Origin of the sequence: Actinospineispora eucalypti (assembly GCF_039543365.1) — a bacterium.
Taxonomy (GTDB): domain Bacteria; phylum Actinomycetota; class Actinomycetes; order Mycobacteriales; family Pseudonocardiaceae; genus Pseudonocardia; species Pseudonocardia eucalypti.
The window spans coordinates 767,092-785,276 of record NZ_BAABJP010000001.1; the positions used below are offsets into that span (position 1 = coordinate 767,092).

At 72.6% G+C, this 18,185-nt stretch carries 16 protein-coding genes; 13 read left to right on the plus strand and 3 right to left on the minus strand.

Going from position 1 to position 18,185, the window contains the following annotated elements; genetic code table 11:
• The first annotated feature begins 39 nt into the window (after nucleotides 1–39).
• From ABEB12_RS03710 to ABEB12_RS03730, 5 genes are all read left to right on the plus strand, one after another.
• Nucleotides 40–855 carry a hypothetical protein gene (locus tag ABEB12_RS03710; RefSeq protein WP_185058959.1) on the plus strand — a complete coding sequence of 272 codons (816 nt, stop codon included), beginning with the start codon at nucleotides 40–42 and terminating at the stop codon, nucleotides 853–855.
• 178 nt (nucleotides 856–1,033) lie between these two features.
• Complete coding sequence (locus tag ABEB12_RS03715) at nucleotides 1,034–1,630, plus strand: response regulator transcription factor (RefSeq protein WP_028926878.1); 597 nt, start codon at nucleotides 1,034–1,036, stop codon at nucleotides 1,628–1,630.
• 245 nt (nucleotides 1,631–1,875) lie between these two features.
• Nucleotides 1,876–2,463, plus strand: a complete 588-nt coding sequence (locus ABEB12_RS03720) for an RNA polymerase sigma factor ShbA (RefSeq protein WP_185058960.1) — start codon at nucleotides 1,876–1,878, stop codon at nucleotides 2,461–2,463.
• A 15-nt stretch (nucleotides 2,464–2,478) separates the two neighbouring features.
• On the plus strand, nucleotides 2,479–3,990 hold the full coding sequence (locus ABEB12_RS03725; RefSeq protein WP_185058961.1) for a hypothetical protein: 1,512 nt from the start codon (nucleotides 2,479–2,481) through the stop codon (nucleotides 3,988–3,990).
• Between the two features lie 248 nt (nucleotides 3,991–4,238).
• Nucleotides 4,239–5,681, plus strand: coding sequence for a hypothetical protein (locus ABEB12_RS03730; protein WP_185058962.1), 1,443 nt, complete (start codon nucleotides 4,239–4,241; stop codon nucleotides 5,679–5,681).
• A 14-nt stretch (nucleotides 5,682–5,695) separates the two neighbouring features.
• Here the strand turns inward: ABEB12_RS03730 and ABEB12_RS03735 are convergent, their stop codons facing one another.
• Nucleotides 5,696–6,085: a DUF5319 family protein gene (locus tag ABEB12_RS03735; RefSeq protein WP_185058963.1), complete on the minus strand. Its 390-nt coding sequence runs from the start codon at nucleotides 6,083–6,085 to the stop codon at nucleotides 5,696–5,698.
• Nucleotides 6,086–6,246: 161 nt separating this feature from the next.
• Here ABEB12_RS03735 and guaB point away from each other — a divergent pair, with 161 nt between their 5' ends.
• Both guaB and ABEB12_RS03745 read left to right on the plus strand, forming a co-directional pair.
• Entirely contained in the window at nucleotides 6,247–7,776 is a 1,530-nt protein-coding gene (gene guaB / locus ABEB12_RS03740; protein ID WP_221497543.1) for an IMP dehydrogenase, read from the plus strand.
• Nucleotides 7,777–7,845: 69 nt separating this feature from the next.
• Complete coding sequence (locus tag ABEB12_RS03745; protein WP_185058964.1) at nucleotides 7,846–8,976, plus strand: GuaB3 family IMP dehydrogenase-related protein; 1,131 nt, start codon at nucleotides 7,846–7,848, stop codon at nucleotides 8,974–8,976.
• A 114-nt stretch (nucleotides 8,977–9,090) separates the two neighbouring features.
• Here ABEB12_RS03745 and ABEB12_RS03750 read toward each other — a convergent pair whose 3' ends face one another.
• Nucleotides 9,091–10,077 (minus strand): right-handed parallel beta-helix repeat-containing protein, encoded by a 987-nt coding sequence (locus tag ABEB12_RS03750; RefSeq protein ID WP_185058965.1) that lies wholly within the window; start codon nucleotides 10,075–10,077, stop codon nucleotides 9,091–9,093.
• 142 nt (nucleotides 10,078–10,219) lie between these two features.
• Between ABEB12_RS03750 and ABEB12_RS03755 the strand changes: the two genes are divergently transcribed.
• Entirely contained in the window at nucleotides 10,220–11,014 is a 795-nt protein-coding gene (locus tag ABEB12_RS03755; RefSeq protein WP_185058966.1) for a response regulator, read from the plus strand.
• On the opposite strand, the gene ABEB12_RS03760 is transcribed toward ABEB12_RS03755, so the two are convergent.
• Nucleotides 10,930–11,229: a 4a-hydroxytetrahydrobiopterin dehydratase gene (locus ABEB12_RS03760; RefSeq protein ID WP_185058967.1), complete on the minus strand. Its 300-nt coding sequence runs from the start codon at nucleotides 11,227–11,229 to the stop codon at nucleotides 10,930–10,932. The genes ABEB12_RS03755 and ABEB12_RS03760 overlap by 85 nt on opposite strands.
• 125 nt (nucleotides 11,230–11,354) lie before the next feature.
• Between ABEB12_RS03760 and ABEB12_RS03765 the strand changes: the two genes are divergently transcribed.
• The 5 genes from ABEB12_RS03765 (at nucleotide 11,355) to ABEB12_RS03785 (ending at nucleotide 18,166) form a co-directional block, all read left to right on the plus strand.
• The gene (locus tag ABEB12_RS03765) at nucleotides 11,355–12,041 is read left to right on the plus strand and encodes a response regulator (RefSeq protein WP_185058968.1); all 687 of its coding nucleotides are present in this window, start codon (nucleotides 11,355–11,357) and stop codon (nucleotides 12,039–12,041) included.
• Entirely contained in the window at nucleotides 12,038–13,501 is a 1,464-nt protein-coding gene (locus ABEB12_RS03770; RefSeq protein WP_345702509.1) for an ATP-binding protein, read from the plus strand. Before ABEB12_RS03765 ends, ABEB12_RS03770 begins: the two co-directional genes overlap by 4 nt.
• Nucleotides 13,502–13,590: 89 nt before the next feature.
• A complete protein-coding gene (locus tag ABEB12_RS03775) occupies nucleotides 13,591–13,977 on the plus strand; it encodes a (deoxy)nucleoside triphosphate pyrophosphohydrolase (protein WP_345702542.1) in 387 nt (128 codons plus the stop codon).
• 181 nt (nucleotides 13,978–14,158) lie between these two features.
• A complete protein-coding gene (typA, locus tag ABEB12_RS03780; protein WP_185058970.1) occupies nucleotides 14,159–16,066 on the plus strand; it encodes a translational GTPase TypA in 1,908 nt (635 codons plus the stop codon).
• Nucleotides 16,067–16,171: 105 nt separating this feature from the next.
• Nucleotides 16,172–18,166 (plus strand): ABC transporter substrate-binding protein, encoded by a 1,995-nt coding sequence (locus ABEB12_RS03785; protein ID WP_345702510.1) that lies wholly within the window; start codon nucleotides 16,172–16,174, stop codon nucleotides 18,164–18,166.
• Nucleotides 18,167–18,185 lie beyond the last annotated feature (19 nt).

Here is an 18,185-nt window from a genome sequence, read left to right on the forward strand (position 1 = left end):
CCTGAGGCACAGCTCACAGTCCGGTCGGGTGACACCCCGGTGGAACGGTGGTTAGCCGCCGTGGTGTTCGGCGCCCGCGGTGACTACGCCGCCGCCGCCACGCTGCTGGCGACCCTGCTCCGGGCAGCCGACACCCCGGCCGCCGTCCGGGCGCACGCCGCCGTCACCCGTGCGGCCCATCTGCGCCAATTGGGCGGGCACCGGGCCGCGCGGCGGTTTGACGGGATGGGCCTGGCCCTGGCGGGCCAGGCCCCTGTGAGTGATTTGTATGGCTATAGCCATACAAATCACTCACAGGCCCCGGCCGCGGACGCGGCCGGGGCAAAAATCGACGCCCTGATCGGCCTAGCCGCCGACGCGATCGGGTTGGCCGACCCGGACCTGGCCGAACGGCTGCTGGACCTCGCCCGTGACCCGGCCGGGGGTCACCCGTCCTGGCGCCCGAAAGTGCGCTGGCGGTGGGTGCGCGCCGAGCTCTCACTCACTCGTGGGCGACCCGCCGAGGCGCTGGAGTACGCGGAGGAAGCGGTAGCCGGGTCCCGGGCGGCCCGCGCCACTCGCCACGAGATCAAGTCTGAGCTGCTGCTCGCGGTTGCCCGGGCCGGCGCGGGTCACCCGACCGCCGAGCTGGCGGATGAACTCACCGGACTGGCCGAGCGTGCGCACACCGCCCGACTGGACACCCTGCAATGGCCCATTCAGCTGATGCTGGCCGACGTCAACCGGTCCACCCGGCTGGGCCGTTCGGGCGACCACCGCCGCCGCGCAACTGAAATTCTGGCCCGGATTCGGGTCCGAACAGACCCACAAGGGCGCGTCGTGATGGACCGCTCACCCTGGGTGCCCAAGGTGTGAGACACTGCACTGCTCCATTCGGACGCCTGTCACCCACCCGAGAGCTGCCGCTCACCGCAATCTTCCCGAATGGAGTGCAAAAATACGCCCTGATCGTGTCAAGGCGGGTACTCTGCCAGCCGATAAGGGGGAGATATGTCACCCGGCTGCAGGAAGCAGCTGTTTGGAAGGAGTCCCTGTGACGACGGTACTGATCTGCGACGACCGTCGCAGCGTTCGTGAGGGGCTCACTCGCGTGATGTCCGCGGTGCCGGGGGTGCACCGGATCGATTGTGTGGCGCACGGTGACGAGCTGCTGGCGCGGTACTCCCGCCAGCCGGTCGACGTCGTGCTCGTGGGCACTCAGCGCGCTGTGCCCACCGGCGTCGAGGCGACCCGTCGCCTCGTCGCGGCGCACCCTCAAGCCAATGTCATCGTCTTCGGTGCCCCCGATGACGCTGGCAGCATCGCAGCGGCCATTGCCGGGGGAGCTCGCGGCTACCTGCGTTGGGACGCCTCGCGCCCCGAGCTGGTTGCCGCGCTGGCGCACACGCTGGCGAGCACCGCCGTTCCGACCCCTCGTGCCCCCACTGATCCCGGTGTGCAGCTGACCGAGCGTGAGCTGCAGGTTCTACGCGGGATGAGCCAGGGCAAGAGCAACGGTCAGATCGGTCGTGAGCTGTACCTTTCCGAGGACACGGTCAAGACCCACGCCCGCCGGCTGTTCCGCAAGCTCGGTGTGCGAGACCGCGCGCAGGCTGTCGCGCACGGGTTCCGCCGGGGCCTGGTTTCCTAGGTTCCGGGGGTTGGTTGCGTTCGGCGTCCGCCGTTTGCCGTGAGTGCCGGATACCGGATGAGGTGATGTTGGTAGCCTCATCCGGTTTTCGGTGTGCTTACGATCAAATTAGGCTCGAATTAACCCGAGCACACCGGCTAGCGTGTAGCTCCCCGGGGGTAATGGGGTTGTCCTGGCGCACGGCGCTGTAGGTTCGCCCGGGCACAGGAGGGGCCGTGTCGGTGACACCTGGACGACTGACTGCGATGAGTAGTGCGAGTAGTGCGCGAGATGGTTCGAACGACGAGTTCGACCAGTACCTCGGCGCCGCGATCCGTGGCGACCGCGTCGCGGTGGACTACGTGCTGCGCACGATTCGCCCGCTGGTCGTCCGCTACTGCCGGGCCCGCCTCGGCCGCTCGGAGCGCACCTTCGCCTCGGCCGACGACGTGGCCCAAGAGGTGTGTATGGCGGTGCTGACGGCGCTGCCCAGCTACCGGGACCAGGGCCGCCCGTTCCTCGCCTTCGTGTACGGCATCGCGGCGCACAAGGTGATCGACGCGCATCGCGCGGCCGGGCGTAACAAATCCGACCCGGTGGCCGACATACCGGACAGCCCACAGGTGGGCGACGGGCCGGAGCAACAGGCGCTGCGCTTCGAGTCCGCCGGCGAGATGGGCCGCCTGCTCGAAGTGCTACCGGAGAAACAGCGTGAAATCTTGGTACTGCGGGTGGTGAACGGGCTGTCCGCCGAAGAGACCGCGGAGGCGGTCGGCTCCACCCCGGGTGCCGTTCGGGTTGCGCAGCACCGGGCGTTGGCCCGCCTGCGCAAGGCCATGACCGAGGGCCGGTAGGGGAGGTGGTCCGTGATGAGTAATCGCTTCGGTCGCGGTGGCCGCTCCTCCAGGGGCGGCAGAGACGGCCGCTTCGGCTCGCCGTACGACTTCTCCACCGAGGACGCCGCCGACGTCACCGAGCGGCTCGACCCGGTGGACATGATGGCCATCCGGGCCGACGAGGAGCTGCTCGACCTGCTGGCCGCCGGCGGCCAGGCCGGCCCCCGCCCCGGTGGCGGCGCGGTCCGGCCGATGGCGCCCGGCCGGGGACCGAGGGTGCCCGGCCCGCGCACCGGCATGGGCGCCGGATTCAACGACGACCAACAGCTGTTCGCCATGCTGGCCTCGTGGCGCGCCGACGTGCACTCGGAGCCGTTCCCCGAGCTGGTCAGCGTCGAGGAGGCGTCCGAGGCGATCGTCGCCGGCCAGCGGGCCGCCAACCGGGGCCGGCGCCGGCTGATGCCGGTGACCGCGGCCGCCGCCGTGGTCCTGCTCGGCATGGCCGGCGTGTGGGCCGGGGCGACCAATGCGCTGCCCGGCGACCCGCTGTGGGGGGTCTCCCGGGTGATCGACGGCAACCGGGCCAAGTCGGTGGAGGCGCAGTACCGGGTGACCTCCGCGCTGACCGCCGCCGAGCAGGCGCTGTCCGAGGGCCGGGTGTCCGAGGCGCGCGCCAAGCTGGCCGAGGTGCAGCCGGACCTGGACAAGGTGCACGACCAGCAGCAGCGCGAGAAGCTGAGCAAGCGCAGCCAGACCCTGCTGGACTCCACCGAGGAGAGCCGCGAGGGCGAGCGGGTCGACCTGGACGAGAGCGGCGCCCGCCGGGACCGCGACCGTGATCGGGACCGCGACCGCGACCGGCGCGAGTCCGGCGAGAGCGGCCGGCCCGGCTCCGAGTCGAGTGACCCGAGCCACGACCCGTCGGTGCTGCGCGAGTCCGATCCGTCCCGGCCCTCGCACGAGGTGCCTTTCCCCGAACAAATGCCTAACCCGAAACCCTATCCGGGTAATGAAGGGTCTCGGCCTTTCCCGATGCCCAACCCGAACCCGTTCCCGGGTCCGGAAAAGCCGCATCCGACGACCAGGCCGGAGGAACCCCGGCCCTATCCGCTCCCGGGTGGGGAGCAGATTCCGACCAATCCGGCGAATCCTGGCCTGCCGTTCCCGGGTGGCAACAGGCCGTATCCGTTCCCCGGCCCGATGCCGTTCCCGCAGCAGCCAGTGCCGAAGACCACGCAGCAGCAGCCGGAGCAGCAGCACCAGGACCGGACCACCAAGCCCGCGCCGAGCAACCGGCCGAGCCAGGAGAACCGTCAGCCGAGCGGCGGTGAGCGGACGACCAGGCCGAATTCGGAACACCCGGACCGGGGCCAGTCGGATCACCCGCGGCGCGAGTCCGGTTCGGACTCGGGTTCCGGCGGCAACTCGAACCAGCGCGAGGGCGAGCGCGGCGGTTCCCGGCCGGAAAACGGTACCGGCGCGGACCGGGGGCCGAGCGGCGAACAGCGGCGCGGCGAGCCCGATTCCGGTAACGGCGGCCAGTAGCCCGTCCGCGATTACGTTCGGTATTTCCCCGTGCTCTCAGGTGCGCTAAGTGGGACACCTTATTCCCGAATGTGCGTCCAAATGGCGGAATGAGTTCGCCTTTATGCCCAACCGCAAATCAAATTGATCCAGGTCACTCGACGGGGCGTAACACGTTGGTGTGTCCCGCCGATGTACAGGACAGTTCGCCGCGCCGAAGCGGGGTGCGGGCGAAGCGACGTCGATCGTTTGATGGAGGTGGTCTGTAGATGCGTGACGAACGTGGCAAGCGGAGTCGCCGCGGTCGCGCCGGCCGCCGTTCCCAGTCGGTCGGGCTTGGTTCTCCCTATGACTTCTCCACGGATGATGCGGCGGACGCGCGGGTCGACCCGGTGGACCTGTTAGCCATCCGGGCGGATGACGAGCTGCTCGACCTGGTGGTTGCCGGTCGGAGCGCGGGGACCGGCGCCGCGGGGCCGGTCGGACTGGGCACGGACCCGAGGTTGGGCGCGGGTATTCACGACGACCAGCAGCTGATCGCGCTGCTGGCCGCGTGGCGGGCGGACATCGACTCGGAGCGCTTCCCCGACCTGGTGACGGTCGAGGAGGCATCCGAGCTGATCACCGAGGGGGCTCGCCGGTCGCGGCCGAGGCGCCGGCTCATGCCGGTGGCATCCGCCGCCGCCGTGGTGGTGCTCGCCATGTCCGGCATCGCACTGGGCGCCGGGAACGCACAGCCGGGTGACGCGCTGTGGGGCGTGTCCCGGGTGCTCAACGGCGACCGCGCCAACTCCGTGGAGGCCGCGTACAAGGTCACCTCCGCGCTCACCGAGGCGCGCCAGGCGCTGGCCGAGGGCCGGGTGACCGAGGCGCGCGCCAAGCTGGCCCAGGTGGAGCCCGAGCTGGCCAAGGTGAAGGACGGCGACGAGCGCGCCCAGCTGAGCCGGCGCAGCGCCAACCTGCTCGAGTCCACGGACCAGAGCGAAGAGGGCGAGAGCACGCAGACCGACGAGGACGGCGTGCGGGTGACCAGGCCCAACCGGCCCGACGAGCCCGGCTCCGGCCACTCGACCGACCCCCGGTCCGGCCGGCCGGACCCGTCGTCCGACCCGAGATCCTCGGACCCGAGGTCGTCCGACCCGAGGTTCGCCGATCCCCGGTTTGCCGATCCCCGGTCCGGCGAGCCCAGCGCGGACGTGCGGTCCACCCGGCCCAGCACCGATCCGAGGAGTGCCGAGCAGCCTCGGCCCACCCGGCCCAACCCGAGCACCACCGAACCCGAGCCGTCCGCCGATCCCCGGTCCGGCCAGCCAGGTCCCGGACAGGGGCCGGGATCCGGCACCGGCCAGGGACCGGGCTCCGGACCGAGCGAGGGGCCGGGCGCGGGGCAGGGCCCCGGTTCCGGACCGGGCTCCGGCCCAGGCCAGGGCCCCGGTCCGGAAACCGGCGACAAGCCCGGTTCCGGGACGAACCCGGGCGGCGGACCGACGCCGGGCGCCGGCGGACCGAAGCCGTCCAACACCAGCCGGCCCGGGGTGGAGAACCGGCCCGGCGGCCCGATCACCACCCGGCCGGTGGCCACCACCCGGCAGACTGGTCCGGTGCGGCCGACCACGGCCGAGCACGAACAGCAGCAGCGTGAGCAGCGCGACGACCCGCGCACCGGTGAGCGCCGCCCCCCGCCGCAGGACCAGCAGACGCAGGAACGCTGAGAAAAAGCTGAGAGTCAGCTCACGCTGAACACGGCGTCGGCGTAGCCGCGGCAGTAGTCCCAGGTGACGTAGTGGCTGGGGTCAGGGTCGAAGGCCGGCTCGTGCTTGCGCATGTGCCCTTCGTCCAGCAGCTGGCGGAGGCTGGCCCGCAGCAGGTTCCACTCGTGGAAGTGCTGCTCGCCGCAGTCCACGCAGTCCACCACCAGGCCCCGGATGCCGCGTTCCTCCAGCAGCGCCTGGTAGACGGCCAGGTCGCTGAGATCCTCCACGATCTCCTCGCGCTCCTCGGCGGTCAGCGGCTCGGGCGCCTCGTCCTCGGGCAGGCTGTCCAGTGCCCGCGCGGGGTCGTTCGGGTCGCCCGCAAACGGGTCGGGCGGAAGGGCATCCTGCGGCACGCGTAACACGGTACCTGCATTCGACTGAGCCGGTGGCGGCGGTGACCCAACAAAATACGGCCGTGACCTGGACGTGATCCCCTCGGGGCGGCGGCGCCGGCCGAGCCCGCGCGGCCGTGTGGGCCGCCCCGATAGGATCGGGTAACCGCGACCGAGGGGTGGATCATCGCATGTCCGTCGAGCTGACCACCGAGCCGACCGCCGGGCTCCCGTCCAAGTTCGCCCGCCTGGGGCTGACCTTCGACGACGTGCTGCTGCTCCCGTCCGAGTCCGACCTGCTGCCCAGTTCCGCCGACACCAGTACCCAGCTGAGCCGGAACGTGCGGCTGCGGGTGCCGCTGGTGTCCAGCGCGATGGACACGGTGACCGAGGCGAGGATGGCCATCTCGATGGCCCGCCAGGGCGGCATGGGCGTGCTGCACCGCAACCAGTCCCCGCAGGAGCAGGCCGCGCAGGTCGAGGTGGTGAAGCGGTCCGAGGCCGGCATGGTCACCGACCCGGTCACCTGCGCGCCGGACGCCACCCTGCGGGAGGTGGACGCGCTGTGCGCCCGCTACCGGATTTCCGGCGTCCCGGTGACCCACCCGGACGGCACGCTGCTCGGCATCATCACCAACCGGGACATGCGGTTCGAGGTCGACCACTCGCGCAAGGTCAGCGAGGTGATGACCCGCCAGCCGCTGGTCACCGCCCAGGTCGGGGTGACCGCCGAGGCGGCGCTCGGCCTGCTCCGCCGGCACAAGATCGAGAAGCTCCCGATCGTGGACGGCGCGGGAATCCTGCGCGGGCTGATCACCGTCAAGGACTTCGTGAAGACCGAGCAGTACCCGCTGGCCACCAAGGACCCGGACGGCCGGCTGCTGGTCGGCGCGGCCGTCGGCGTCGGCGAGGACGCGGTGGAGCGGGCGATGCTGCTGACCGAGGCCGGCGTCGACGTGATCATGGTGGACACCGCGCACGGCCACTCCCGCCGCGTGGTCGAGATGGTCGCCCGGCTGGCCAAGGAGACCGGCGACGGGGTGGACGTGGTCGGCGGGAACGTGGCCACGCGGGAGGGCGCGCAGGCGCTGGTGGATGCCGGCGCGGACGGCGTCAAGGTGGGCGTCGGACCGGGCTCCATCTGCACCACCCGCGTGGTGGCCGGGGTGGGCGCGCCGCAGATCACCGCGATCTACGAGGCCTCCCTGGCCTGCGCGCCGGCCGGTGTGCCGGTGATCGGCGACGGTGGCATCCAGTACTCCGGGGACATCGCCAAGGCGATCGCCGCCGGGGCTAGCTCGGTGATGCTTGGCAGCCTGCTGGCCGGCACCGCCGAGGCGCCCGGCGAGCTGATCCTGGTCGGCGGCAAGCAGTTCAAGACCTATCGGGGCATGGGTTCGCTGGGCGCGATGCGTTCGCGCGGGAACGACACCGGCGGCAAGTCCTTCTCCCGGGACCGCTACGCCCAGGACGACGTGCTCAGCGAGGACAAGCTGGTGCCGGAGGGCATCGAGGGGCGGGTGCCGTTCCGCGGCCCGCTCAGCCAGGTGATGCACCAGCTGCTGGGCGGCCTGCGCTCCGGCATGGGCTATACCGGCGCGGCCACCATCCCCGACCTCCAGCAGGCCCAACTGGTCCGCATCACCCCCGCCGGCCTCAAGGAAAGCCACCCCCACGACATCACGATGACCGTGGAAGCGCCGAACTACGTAACCCGCTGACCCTCGCTGATTCAGTCACTTCAGCAGGCTGGTTCAGTCGGTTGGGCATGCTCGCATACGCTTGCCGGCGTGCGTGACCTAGTAGAGATCGGGATGGGGCGTAGCGCCCGGCGGGCCTACGACCTGCAGGACATCGAGATCGTGCCGTCGCGGCGCACCCGCACCTCGCAGGAGGTGTCCACCGCGTGGCAGCTGGACGCCTACCGGTTCGAGATCCCGCTGGTGACCCACCCGACGGATGCGATCGTGTCCCCGGCCAGCGCCATCCGCATCGGCCAGCTGGGCGGCCTCGGGGTGCTGAACGCCGAGGGGCTGTGGGGCCGGCACGCCGACCCGGAGTCGGCGCTGGCCCAGCTGGTGGACGCGGTGGCCAAGGAGGACGTGCCCGGTGCGGTGCGGTTGTTGCAGCGGCTGCACACCGCGCCGATCCGGGACGACCTGCTGGCCGAGGCGCTGCGCCCGGTGCGCGAGGCCGGGGTCACCGTGGCCGCCCGGGTCAGCCCGCAGCGCGCCCGCGAGCTCACCCCGGCGCTGCTCGCGGCCGGCGTGGAGATCCTGTTCGTGCAGGGCACCATCATCTCGGCCGAACACGTGTCGGCCAGCGAGCGGGAGCCGCTGAACCTCAAGCAGTTCATCAACGACCTGGACGTGCCGGTGGTGGCCGGCGGGGTCGGCGACTACCGCACCGCGATGCACCTGATGCGCACCGGCGCGGCCGGCGTGCTGGTGGGCTACGGGCAGTCCCTGGCCACCACCACCGACGCGGTGTTGGGCATCGGGGTGCCGATGGCCACCGCGATCGTCGACGCCGCCGCCGCGCGCCGCGACTACCTGGACGAGACCGGCGGGCGGTACGTGCACGTGATCGCGGACGGCGGCATCACCTGCTCCGGGGACATCGCCAAGGCGATCGCCTGCGGGGCGGACGCGGTGATGCTCGGCGAGCAGCTGGCCGACGCGGACGACGCCCCGGCCTCCGGCCTCTACTGGACGCCGGCCGCCGCGCACCCCTCGCTGCCCCGCAGCGAGCTGATCGGCCTGGAACCCGCCGGCCACAACTTGGACACGGTCCTCTTCGGCCCGGCCGACTGGCCCGACGGCTCGGTCAACCTGTTCGGCGCCCTCCGCCGCGCCATGGCCAAAACCGGCTACTCCGACCTCAAGGAGTTCCAACGGGTCGGCCTGACCATCCGGAGATAGCGCCTCGACATATCGCTGGTTCCGCCACCCCATATCGCGGGTTAACCCAGGCGGTGTCGCGGATTCACGCCTGGCGGAATCCGCGACACCGCCTGGTGGTGCCCGCGATATGGGTTAGGGGGCGCCGCCGGGTTCGGGGCCCTGGTAGGCCTCCTGCGAGGAGTCGTCCATGCCGACCTCGTAGCCGATGGACGGGTTCAGTTTGTTGCCTCGGATTACCGCGCCCGTGGAGTCGTTCTTGAGGGCGAAGGCCTTCTTGATCGTGCCGGCGATCTCGTTGCCGATGATCTGCGCTTCCTCGAAGTCGTCGAGGTAGATGGCCTGGCCGGCCCGGTTCTCGCAGTAGTTGTTGCGGAAGATCAGCTTCTCCGAGTTGCCCTCGCCGATGCCGTCCCCGGCCGAGCTGTCCGGGCCCTCGGCGATCAGGCAGATGTTGTCGATGTCCTCGCACCGGTTGGCCTCGATGCGCACGTTCTGGCTGGGCGGGCGTTTCTCGTCGGTGGCGAAGGTCTGCATGCAGTCCGCGTGCCGCTTGTCCTGGCCGACGGTGTCGGAGATGGTGTTCCGCTCGATCACCAGGTCCCGGCCCCAGAAGCGGATGCCGTCGCCGTCGTTGTCCCTCGGCGAGCGGATCGTGTTGTTGGTGAACCGGATGTTGGTGCCGTTCAGCGACGCGCCGGGGGCCTCCGGCTTCTGCAGCGCCAAGCCGTCCACCACGACGTTGCTCGCCTCGATGCTGATCCCCGAGCTGATCGCCCGGCCGCCGCCCAGGATGGTGATCGGCCGGTCCGGGGTGCCGGAGTTGCGCAGCATCAGCCGTTCGCCGGACACGTTGCCGGTCAGGCAGATGCGGTCACCGGGCAGCGCGCTGCCCAGCGCCTGCCGGGCGCCGGCCGGGTCGGAGGCCTGCTTGGTGCAGTTGGCCAGCGCGGCGGGCGGGCCGGCGCCCGGGGTGCCGGGCGGCGCCGCCGGCGCCGTCGGCCCGCCGCCGCCGGGCACGGTCGGGGTCGGGGCCGAGCAGGCGGTGGCCAGCGCGGCCACGGTCAGCGCGATGGCGCTGGCCAGCAGGGCGGCCGAGGAGGCGGGGCGGTTCAGGCGCATGCCCCGAAGCTATGAACGGTGCGGTTACCGGCTCGGCTGGATCAGGTTAGCTGCCGGTAAAACGTCCTCCGGTTGGAGCATTTTGCCGTCGCCTAACCGGCGCTGGCCTGGGGATAAGGAAGCCGTTCCTAGCGTCGGTGGCATGGGAGCCCAGCTGCTGGTGGTGGAGCGGGACGAGACCATCGGCAGCATCCTGGCCACCAGCCTGACCGGCGCCGGCCACCGCGTGATGTGGCGGCGCACCGGCCCGGCGGCGCTCGCCCAGGCCGCACGTACCCGGTTCGACCTGGTGCTGCTGGACCTCGGGCAGCCCGGGGAGAGCGGGATCGAGCTCTGCCGGCGGCTGCGCGCGCAGGCCCCGGACGCGGTGCTGATCGTGCTGTCGGTGCGGGCCGAGACCCTGGACGTGGTGCTCGGGCTGGACGCCGGCGCGGACGACTTCCTGGCCACCCCGGTGCCGTTGCGCCGGCTGCTGGCCCGGGTGGGCGCGCACCTGCGCCGCCGCCCGGCGGCTGCACCCGGCACCCCGCCGGTGGAGCTGGGTGACCTGGTGCTGGACCCGGTGGCCCGGCGGGTGACCGTGGCCGGCCGGGAGCTGTCGCTGCGGGCCAAGGAGTACGACCTGCTGGCCCGGTTGGCCGAGCAGCCCGGCCGCACGGTGTCCCGGGACGAGCTGATCGCCGACGTGTGGGACCCCCGCTGGCGTGGGCCGACCAGCACCCTGGACGCCTACGCGCGAACCCTGCGCGCCCGGCTCGCGGCGGCGGGCGGCCAGGTGCCGGTGGTGGTCACCGTGCGAGGTCGCGGACTGCGCCTGGACCAGCGCGCCGACCCGGACGCTCTTAGCGGCTCTCAGTCTTCGGCGGCCTTGCCGAGCACTTCGGAGATCAACCCGGCCATCCGCAGGTCCAGGGCGGTGATGCCGCCGGCCGAGTGAGTGGAGCAACGGAAGGTGAGGGTGCGCCAGCGGATGTCGATGTCCGGGTGGTGACCCTCCCGCTCGGCCACCTCGGCAACCTGGTTGACCACGGCGATCGCGGCCGGGAAGTCCCGCAGCGCGGCGTCGAGCACGATGGCGTTCGAGTCGCGTGACCACCCGGGGAGATCTTCCAGGCCGGCGGTGACGGCGGCTTCTTCCAATAGATCAGCCATGGGGGCATGCTGCCGCACCCGGGCGGCTTGGTCACGGGCTGGTGCGGAAGTCGTAAGCTGAGAAACTGAGAACAAGCTGAGAAGCCCAAATCTCAGCCACAGGATATCCGCGTAGCGTCCCTGACGTGCCAAGAGTACTGGTGGTGGATGACGAGGTCGGCGTGCGGACCGCCCTCGGACGGGGGTTGACCGCCGAGGGTCTGGACGTGGTGACGGCGGCGGACGGCCCGACCGCGTTGCGCGCCGCACTGACCGGCAGCTTCGACCTGATCCTGTTGGACATCATCATTCCCGGGCTCTCCGGTTACCGGGTGCTCGAGCAGCTGCGGGCCGAGGGCGTCGACACGCCCGTGTTGCTACTCTCGGCCAAGGACGGCGAGGTGGACCAGGCCGACGGGCTGGACCTCGGCGCGGACGGCTACCTGGTCAAACCGTTCTCCTTCATGGTGCTGGTGGCCCAGGTGCGCGCGCTGCTGCGGCGCCGGGAGGCGGAGCGCGGCCAGCCGGGCCGGCGGCTGCGGCTGGGCGAGCTGATGGTGGACCCGGCGACCAAGCAGGTGGCCTGGGGCGGCCGGCAGGTGGAGCTGTCCCCCCGCGAGTTCTCCGTGCTCTACGCGCTGGCCAGCCGGCCGGACACGGTTCTCAGCAAGGACGAGCTGCTGCGCATGGCCTGGGGCGGCGAGGACGCCGCCAGCCGCAACGCGGTGGAGGTCTACGTCGGCTACCTGCGGCGCAAGCTGCAGGCGGTGGGCGCGGGGCACCTGTTGCGCACGGTGCGTGGCCACGGGTATCGGGTCGGGGCCACGGGGTGAATCCGCCGGCGGTGCTCACCGGTTGGTGGAGCCGCCGCAGCCTGCGGGTGCGGATCACCCTGGCGGTCGGCGGTGTCGCGGTGCTCGCCCTCGGCGCGCTGGCCTGGGTGGCCGCCCAGCTGATCGGGATCACCATCGCCGGCGGGGTGGACGTCGAGCTGGCCAAGGCCGCCGCCGCCGCGACCGGCCGGTTGACCGAAGGGGTCCCCGAGGACTCGGTGATGCCCGACGCGGTGGACGGCATCTCCGGGCAGATCGTGGTCCGGGTGACCGACACCCAGGGCCGGGCGCTGGACGACGGCCCGCCGCTGGGCCTCGACTCGAACCTGCTGCACCGGCTGACCGAGAGCAACGCGGTCACCGAGCACGGGCCGGACGGCCCGACCCGTTGGCTGGGCGTCGCGGTGGTGGCGCCGGACGGCTCGCACCGGCTGATCCTGGCCAGCGCCGACCTGGTCGGTTACCCCTCGGTACTGCGCCGGGGGGCCATCGGGCTGTGGTTCGCCGCGCTGCTCGCCGCCGTCGGGGTGACGCTGGCCGCGTGGACGGCGGCCGGGCTCGCCCTGCGCCCGGTGGACCGGATGCGTTCGGCGGCGGTCAGCCTGCCGCCGGGGGAACGCCTGCCGGTGCCCACCCCGAAGGACGAGCTGCGGGCGCTGGCGGTGGAGCTGAACGAGCTGCTGGCCCGGCGGGACAACGCGTCGGCCCGGCTGGAGCGCTTCACCGGGGACGCCGCGCACGAGCTGCGCTCGCCGGTGGCGGCCATTCGCGCGCAGGCCGAGGTGGCGGTGCTGCACCCCGACCCGGAGCTGGTGGAGGAGACACTGCGCTCGGTGGCCACCGAGGCGGCCCGGCTGTCCGAGCTGGTATCCGACCTGCTCGCGCTGGCCAGGGCGGACGCCGGCGCGCGCCCGCCGGCCAGCTCGGTGGACCTGCTGGAGGAGGCGGACAAGGCCATCGGCCGGGCCGAGGTGACCGTGGACTGCCTGGGCACGGCGCCGGTGGACGGGGTGCCGCCGGAGATCGAACTGGTCACGCCCGACCCGGTCTGGGCCGCCGCCTCGCCCGGTGAGGTGGCGTTGGTCCTGGACAACCTGCTGGCCAACGCGCGCCGGTACGCCAGCGCCAAGGTGCGGATCTCGGTGCTGCCGGCCGGGCGGGCGGTGCGGCTGCTGGTGGACGACGACGGGCCGGGCGTGCCGCCCGAGGACCGGCGCCGGGTGTTCGACCGGTTCACCCGGCTGGAGGCCGGCCGGGGCGGGGTGAGCGGCGGGGCCGGGCTGGGCCTGGCGCTGGTCGCGGCCCTGGTGACCGGCCGCTCCGGCACGGTGCGCATGACCACCAGCCCGGCCGGTGGCGCGCGGGTCGAGGTGCGCTGGCCGGCCGGTGAGCCGCCGGCCTGGGCGCGTGCGGCGGCCGAGGACCCGTGGCCGGTGGCCGGCCCGCGCGAGGCGTGGTGACCCTGCCCCCGGGCGCCGCGAGCGCGTTGCGGTAATAGTGGTCCGCGTGGCGGACGTTTCTGATGGGATCTGCGGTGTCGAGTGAGGACGTGGTCGTGGTCGGGGCGGCGATCGTGCGGGAGGGGCGGCTGCTGGCGCAGCTCCGGTCCGAGCCACCCGAGGTGGCCGGGCGCTGGGAGCTGCCCGGCGGCCGGGTGGAACCGGGTGAGTCCGAGCCGGCCGCGCTGCGCCGGGAGTGCGCCGAGGAGCTCGGGGCGCTGGTCCGGGTGACCCACCGGATCGGGCCGGACCTGCCGCTGCACGCCGGATACCTGCTGCGGGTGTACGCCGCCGCGCTGCTCGCCGACTCGCCGGAACCGCGTCCGGTGGAGCACGCCGCGCTGCGCTGGGTGTCGGCCCCCGAGCTGCCGGGCCTCGACTGGCTGGACGCGGACCGCGTGCTCCTCCCCGACCTGGCCGACCTGCTCACCGGCTGACCGCTGCCCCAAGAGTGATCGCCGTCCGTGGCGGATTAGCGTCGAAATTCGACGCTGAACCACCAGAGACGGCGATCACCCTGGGCGAGGCCGAGGTGGGGTGCGACACGGCGGGCGGATCTGTCGCGGGGGGCCAGGTATCCTGGGCATACCGCCTCTTTGACCGACCAGGAGTACACGCGTGCCTACTCAGGCTCCGGACCGTCCGCACACGGCCGTCCGCACCGACCTGCGCAACGTGGCCATCGTTGCGCACGTCGACCACGGAAAGACCACGCTGGTGGACGCGATGCTGCGCCAGTCCGGGGCGTTCGGCGACCGCGCCGAGCCGCTGGACCGGGTGATGGACTCCGGTGATCTCGAGCGGGAGAAGGGCATCACCATCCTGGCCAAGAACACCGCGGTGCGCTGGCGTGAACTGATGGTGAACGTCATCGACACCCCCGGCCACGCCGACTTCGGCGGCGAGGTGGAGCGCGGGCTTTCCATGGTGGACGGCGTGCTGCTGCTGGTGGACGCCAGTGAGGGGCCGCTGCCGCAGACCCGGTTCGTGCTGCGCAAGGCGCTGTCGGCGCACCTGCCGGTGGTGCTGGTGGTGAACAAGACCGACCGCGCGGACGCCCGCTGCGAGGAGGTCGTCAACGAGTCGCTGGAGCTGCTGCTCGAGCTGGCCGACGAGCTCCAGCTCGGCGAGGACGTGACGACGAACCTGCTGGACCTGCCGGTGGTCTACGCCAGCGCCCGGGCCGGCAAGGCGTCCCGGATCCGCCCGGTCGACGGCACCGTGCCGGAGGCGGACGACCTCACCGCGCTCATGGAGGTGCTCGCCGAGGCGGTGCCGCCGCCCGCCGACGACCCGGACGCCCCGCTGCAGGCGCACGTCACCAACCTGGACGCGACCACGTACCTGGGCCGGATCGGGCTGTGCCGGATCCGCGCCGGGCGGCTGCGCCGGGGCCAGACGGTGGCCTGGTGCCGCGCGGACGGCTCGGTGCAGAGCGTGAAGATCACCGAGCTGCTGCGCACCCAGGCGCTGGAGCGGGTGCCGGCGGACGACGCCGAGGCCGGGGACATCGTCGCGGTCGCCGGCATCCCCGAGCTGATGATCGGCGACACGCTGGCCGACCCGGAGGACCCGCGCGCGCTGCCCCGCATCGAGGTGGACGAGCCGGCCATCTCGGTCACCGTCGGCATCAACACCTCGCCGCTGGCCGGCCGGGACGAGGTGTCCGGCACCAAGCTCACCGCCCGCCTGGTGCGCAACCGGCTGGACAGCGAGCTGGTCGGCAACGTGAGCCTGCGGGTGCTGCCCACCGAGCGGCCGGACGCCTGGGAGGTGCAGGGCCGGGGCGAGCTGGCGCTGGCCATCCTGGTGGAGCAGATGCGCCGGGAGGGTTTCGAGCTGACCGTGGGCAAGCCGGAAGTGGTCACCCGGACCATCGACGGCAAGCTGCACGAGCCGTACGAGCGGCTGTCCGTGGACGTGCCCACCGAGCACCTCGGCGCGATTACCCAGCTGCTGGCCGCGCGCAAGGGCGAGCTGATCCAGATGACGCACGGCGAGACCCGGGTGCGGGTGGACTACGCGGTGCCGTCGCGGGGCCTGATCGGCTTCCGCACCGAGTTCCTCACCGTGACTCGCGGGGCCGGCATCGCCGCCCACGTCTTCGACGGATACCGGCCGTGGGTGGGTGAGCTGCGCACCCGCCGCTCGGGTTCGCTGGTCGCCGACCGCACCGGCCCGGTGACCACCTACGCCTGCATGCAGCTGGCCGACCGGGGCACCATGTTCGTCGCGCCGGGTACCCAGGTGTACAGCGGCATGGTGGTCGGCGAGCACACCCGGGGCGACGACCTCGAGATCAACATCTGCCGGGAGAAGAAGCTCACCAACGTGCGCAGCTCCACCGGTGAGGAGCTGGAGCGGCTCACCCCGCCGGTGATCCTCTCGCTGGAGCAGGCGCTGGAGTTCTGTGCGCCGGACGAGTGCGTGGAGATCACGCCCAGCGCCATCCGGGTGCGCAAGGTCGAGCTCGACCCGCACCTGCGGGCGCGCGCCCGCGCCCGCTCCAAGGCCGCCGCCCGCTGAGACCCGCCGTCAGCCCACCTAGTCCGCCCGTCGCCGGGCGGATGCGGGGTGTCCCGGTGCGTTTGGGAGGATGCCAGCGGGTCGGGGGTGTAGGAGGAGGTGTTTGTGCGACGGGCTGGGGTCGGTGCGGTCGGTGCACTTCTGGTCGCCGTGCTGAGTCTGCTCGCGGCGTGTAGCAACGAGCTCCCGCCGGAGGCCGTTCCGGCGGCTCCCGCGCCGCCGCCGCTACCCATGCCGGCCACTCCTGAGCAGGGCAAACGGATCCTGGTCGGGGTCGACGACCTGGGTACCGGGTTCAACCCGCACCTGGCGTCCGACATCTCGCCGGTGTCCACCGGGGTGGCCTCGCTGGTGCTGCCCTCGGTGTTCCGGCCGGGCCCGGACGGCTCGCGGCAGCTGGACACCACCGTGGTGAGCAGTGTGAAGGTGGCCTCCACGGCGCCGTTCATGGTCAGTTACGAGATCAACCTCGCCGCCGCGTGGTCGGACAATGCGCCGATCGCCGCCGAGGACTTCGTCTACCTGTGGCAGCGCATGCGCTCCGAGCCGGGCGTGGTGAACAACGCCGGCTACCGGATGATCACCGAGGTGCGCTCGCGGGCCGGCGGCAAGGCGGTGGACGTGGTGTTCGCCCAGCCGTACCCGCAGTGGCAGACGCTGTTCGACAACCTGCTGCCCGCGCACCTGCTCAAGGACGCGCCGCGCAGCTGGGCGACCGCGCTGGCGGAGAGCATCCCGTCGTCCGGCGGCCCGTTCGTGCTGAGCGCGGTGGACCGGGCGCGCGGGCAGCTGGTGCTGGCCCGCAACGACCACTACTGGAGCACCCCGGCCGTGGTGGACAGCCTGCTGCTGCGCCGGGTGGACGCGAACGCGCTGGCCGACGGGCTGCGCGGGACGGACATGCCGCTCGCGCAGGTCTGGCTGGACCCGGACACGCAGGCGGCGCTGGCCCAGCTCGGCCAGCCGGCGAAGCTCCAGCCGGTGGCCCAGCCGATCGTGGTGCAGCTGGGCATGCGCGCCGACTCCGGGGTGCTCGCCGACCAGCGGGTCCGTCAGGCGGTCGGCGCACTGCTGAACCGGGATACCTTGATCAAGATCGGCACGGCCAACGGGCTGGGCGGGGTGCGGGCGGACGCCCAGCTGCTCGCTCCTTCGGAGCGCGGCTACCACCCGACCGTGCCCGCCGGCGCGCCGACCCGGCCGGACCCGGTGCTGGCCACCCACCTGCTGAACGCGGCCGGCTACACCCGCGACGCCCAGGGCCGGTGGAACCGCCAGGGCCAACCGCTGACCATCACGGTCGGGGCGCCGGCCGACCGGCCGAGGTTCTCCCAGATCGCCGAGGAAGCCGTCCGGCAGCTGGACGCGGCCGGGGTACAGGCGCGCGCGGTCACCGCCAACGGCTCCGCGCTGCTGGCCGACCCGACCGTGGTGCCGACCTCGCCGACCAGCGCGTCCGCCGCGCCTTCCGAGTCCGCCGCGCCGTCCGGTCCGCCGTCGCCCGGGATGAGCCGGGTGGCCAGCAGCTCGGTGGCGCCGAAGGCGGCGCCCATCCCGCCGTCCGGTCAGCCGGTGCATCCCACGCCGGTACCCGGCGCCCCCGGCGCCGCCGCACCGGGCGCCGGGGCGCAACCGGGGGCACCGGTGGCCACGCCGGCCCCGTCCAGCTCCGGCGCGGCACAGTCCGGGACGCCTTCTTCCGGCGCCGCCGCGCCCGCCCCGGCCGGCGTGGTGGTGGACCTGCAGGTGATGCCGAGGGGCCTCGGCGCCGATCTGGCGACCTCGGCGGTGTCCAACTACGGCTGCCCGCCGGGAATGGCGGGCGTGGCCACGCCGGCCCGCAACTCCACCGGGTTCTGCCTGCTCAGCCTGCAGCCGACGTTGGACGCGCTGGTCGGTGGCGCGCTCTCGCCGGAGCAGGCGGCCGGCGGGGTGGAAGCCACCCTGTGGGCGCAGCTGCCGGCCATCCCGCTGTTCCAGCCGGTGACCACGCTGGTCACCGTGCCGAGGGGGGACGAGCTGACCGGCGGGGCGAGCCCCGGCCCGCTCACCATCGGCCCGCTGGGCACCGCCGGCCGCTGGCAGCCCAGCATCCAGTAGTGGATCGTGTTATCACCCA

What these genes read in the sequence shown, in the direction of transcription:
- ABEB12_RS03750 (WP_185058965.1), bottom strand. Translation starts at nt 10,077, where the DNA reads ATGCGCCTGAACCGCCCCGCCTCCTCGGCCGCCCTGCTGGCCAGCGCC.
- ABEB12_RS03730 (WP_185058962.1), top strand. Translation starts at nt 4,239, where the DNA reads ATGCGTGACGAACGTGGCAAGCGGAGTCGCCGCGGTCGCGCCGGCCGC.
- ABEB12_RS03755 (WP_185058966.1), top strand. Translation starts at nt 10,220, where the DNA reads ATGGGAGCCCAGCTGCTGGTGGTGGAGCGGGACGAGACCATCGGCAGC.
- ABEB12_RS03720 (WP_185058960.1), top strand. Translation starts at nt 1,876, where the DNA reads ATGAGTAGTGCGAGTAGTGCGCGAGATGGTTCGAACGACGAGTTCGAC.
- ABEB12_RS03725 (WP_185058961.1), top strand. Translation starts at nt 2,479, where the DNA reads ATGAGTAATCGCTTCGGTCGCGGTGGCCGCTCCTCCAGGGGCGGCAGA.
- ABEB12_RS03760 (WP_185058967.1), bottom strand. Translation starts at nt 11,229, where the DNA reads ATGGCTGATCTATTGGAAGAAGCCGCCGTCACCGCCGGCCTGGAAGAT.
- guaB (WP_221497543.1), top strand. Translation starts at nt 6,247, where the DNA reads ATGTCCGTCGAGCTGACCACCGAGCCGACCGCCGGGCTCCCGTCCAAG.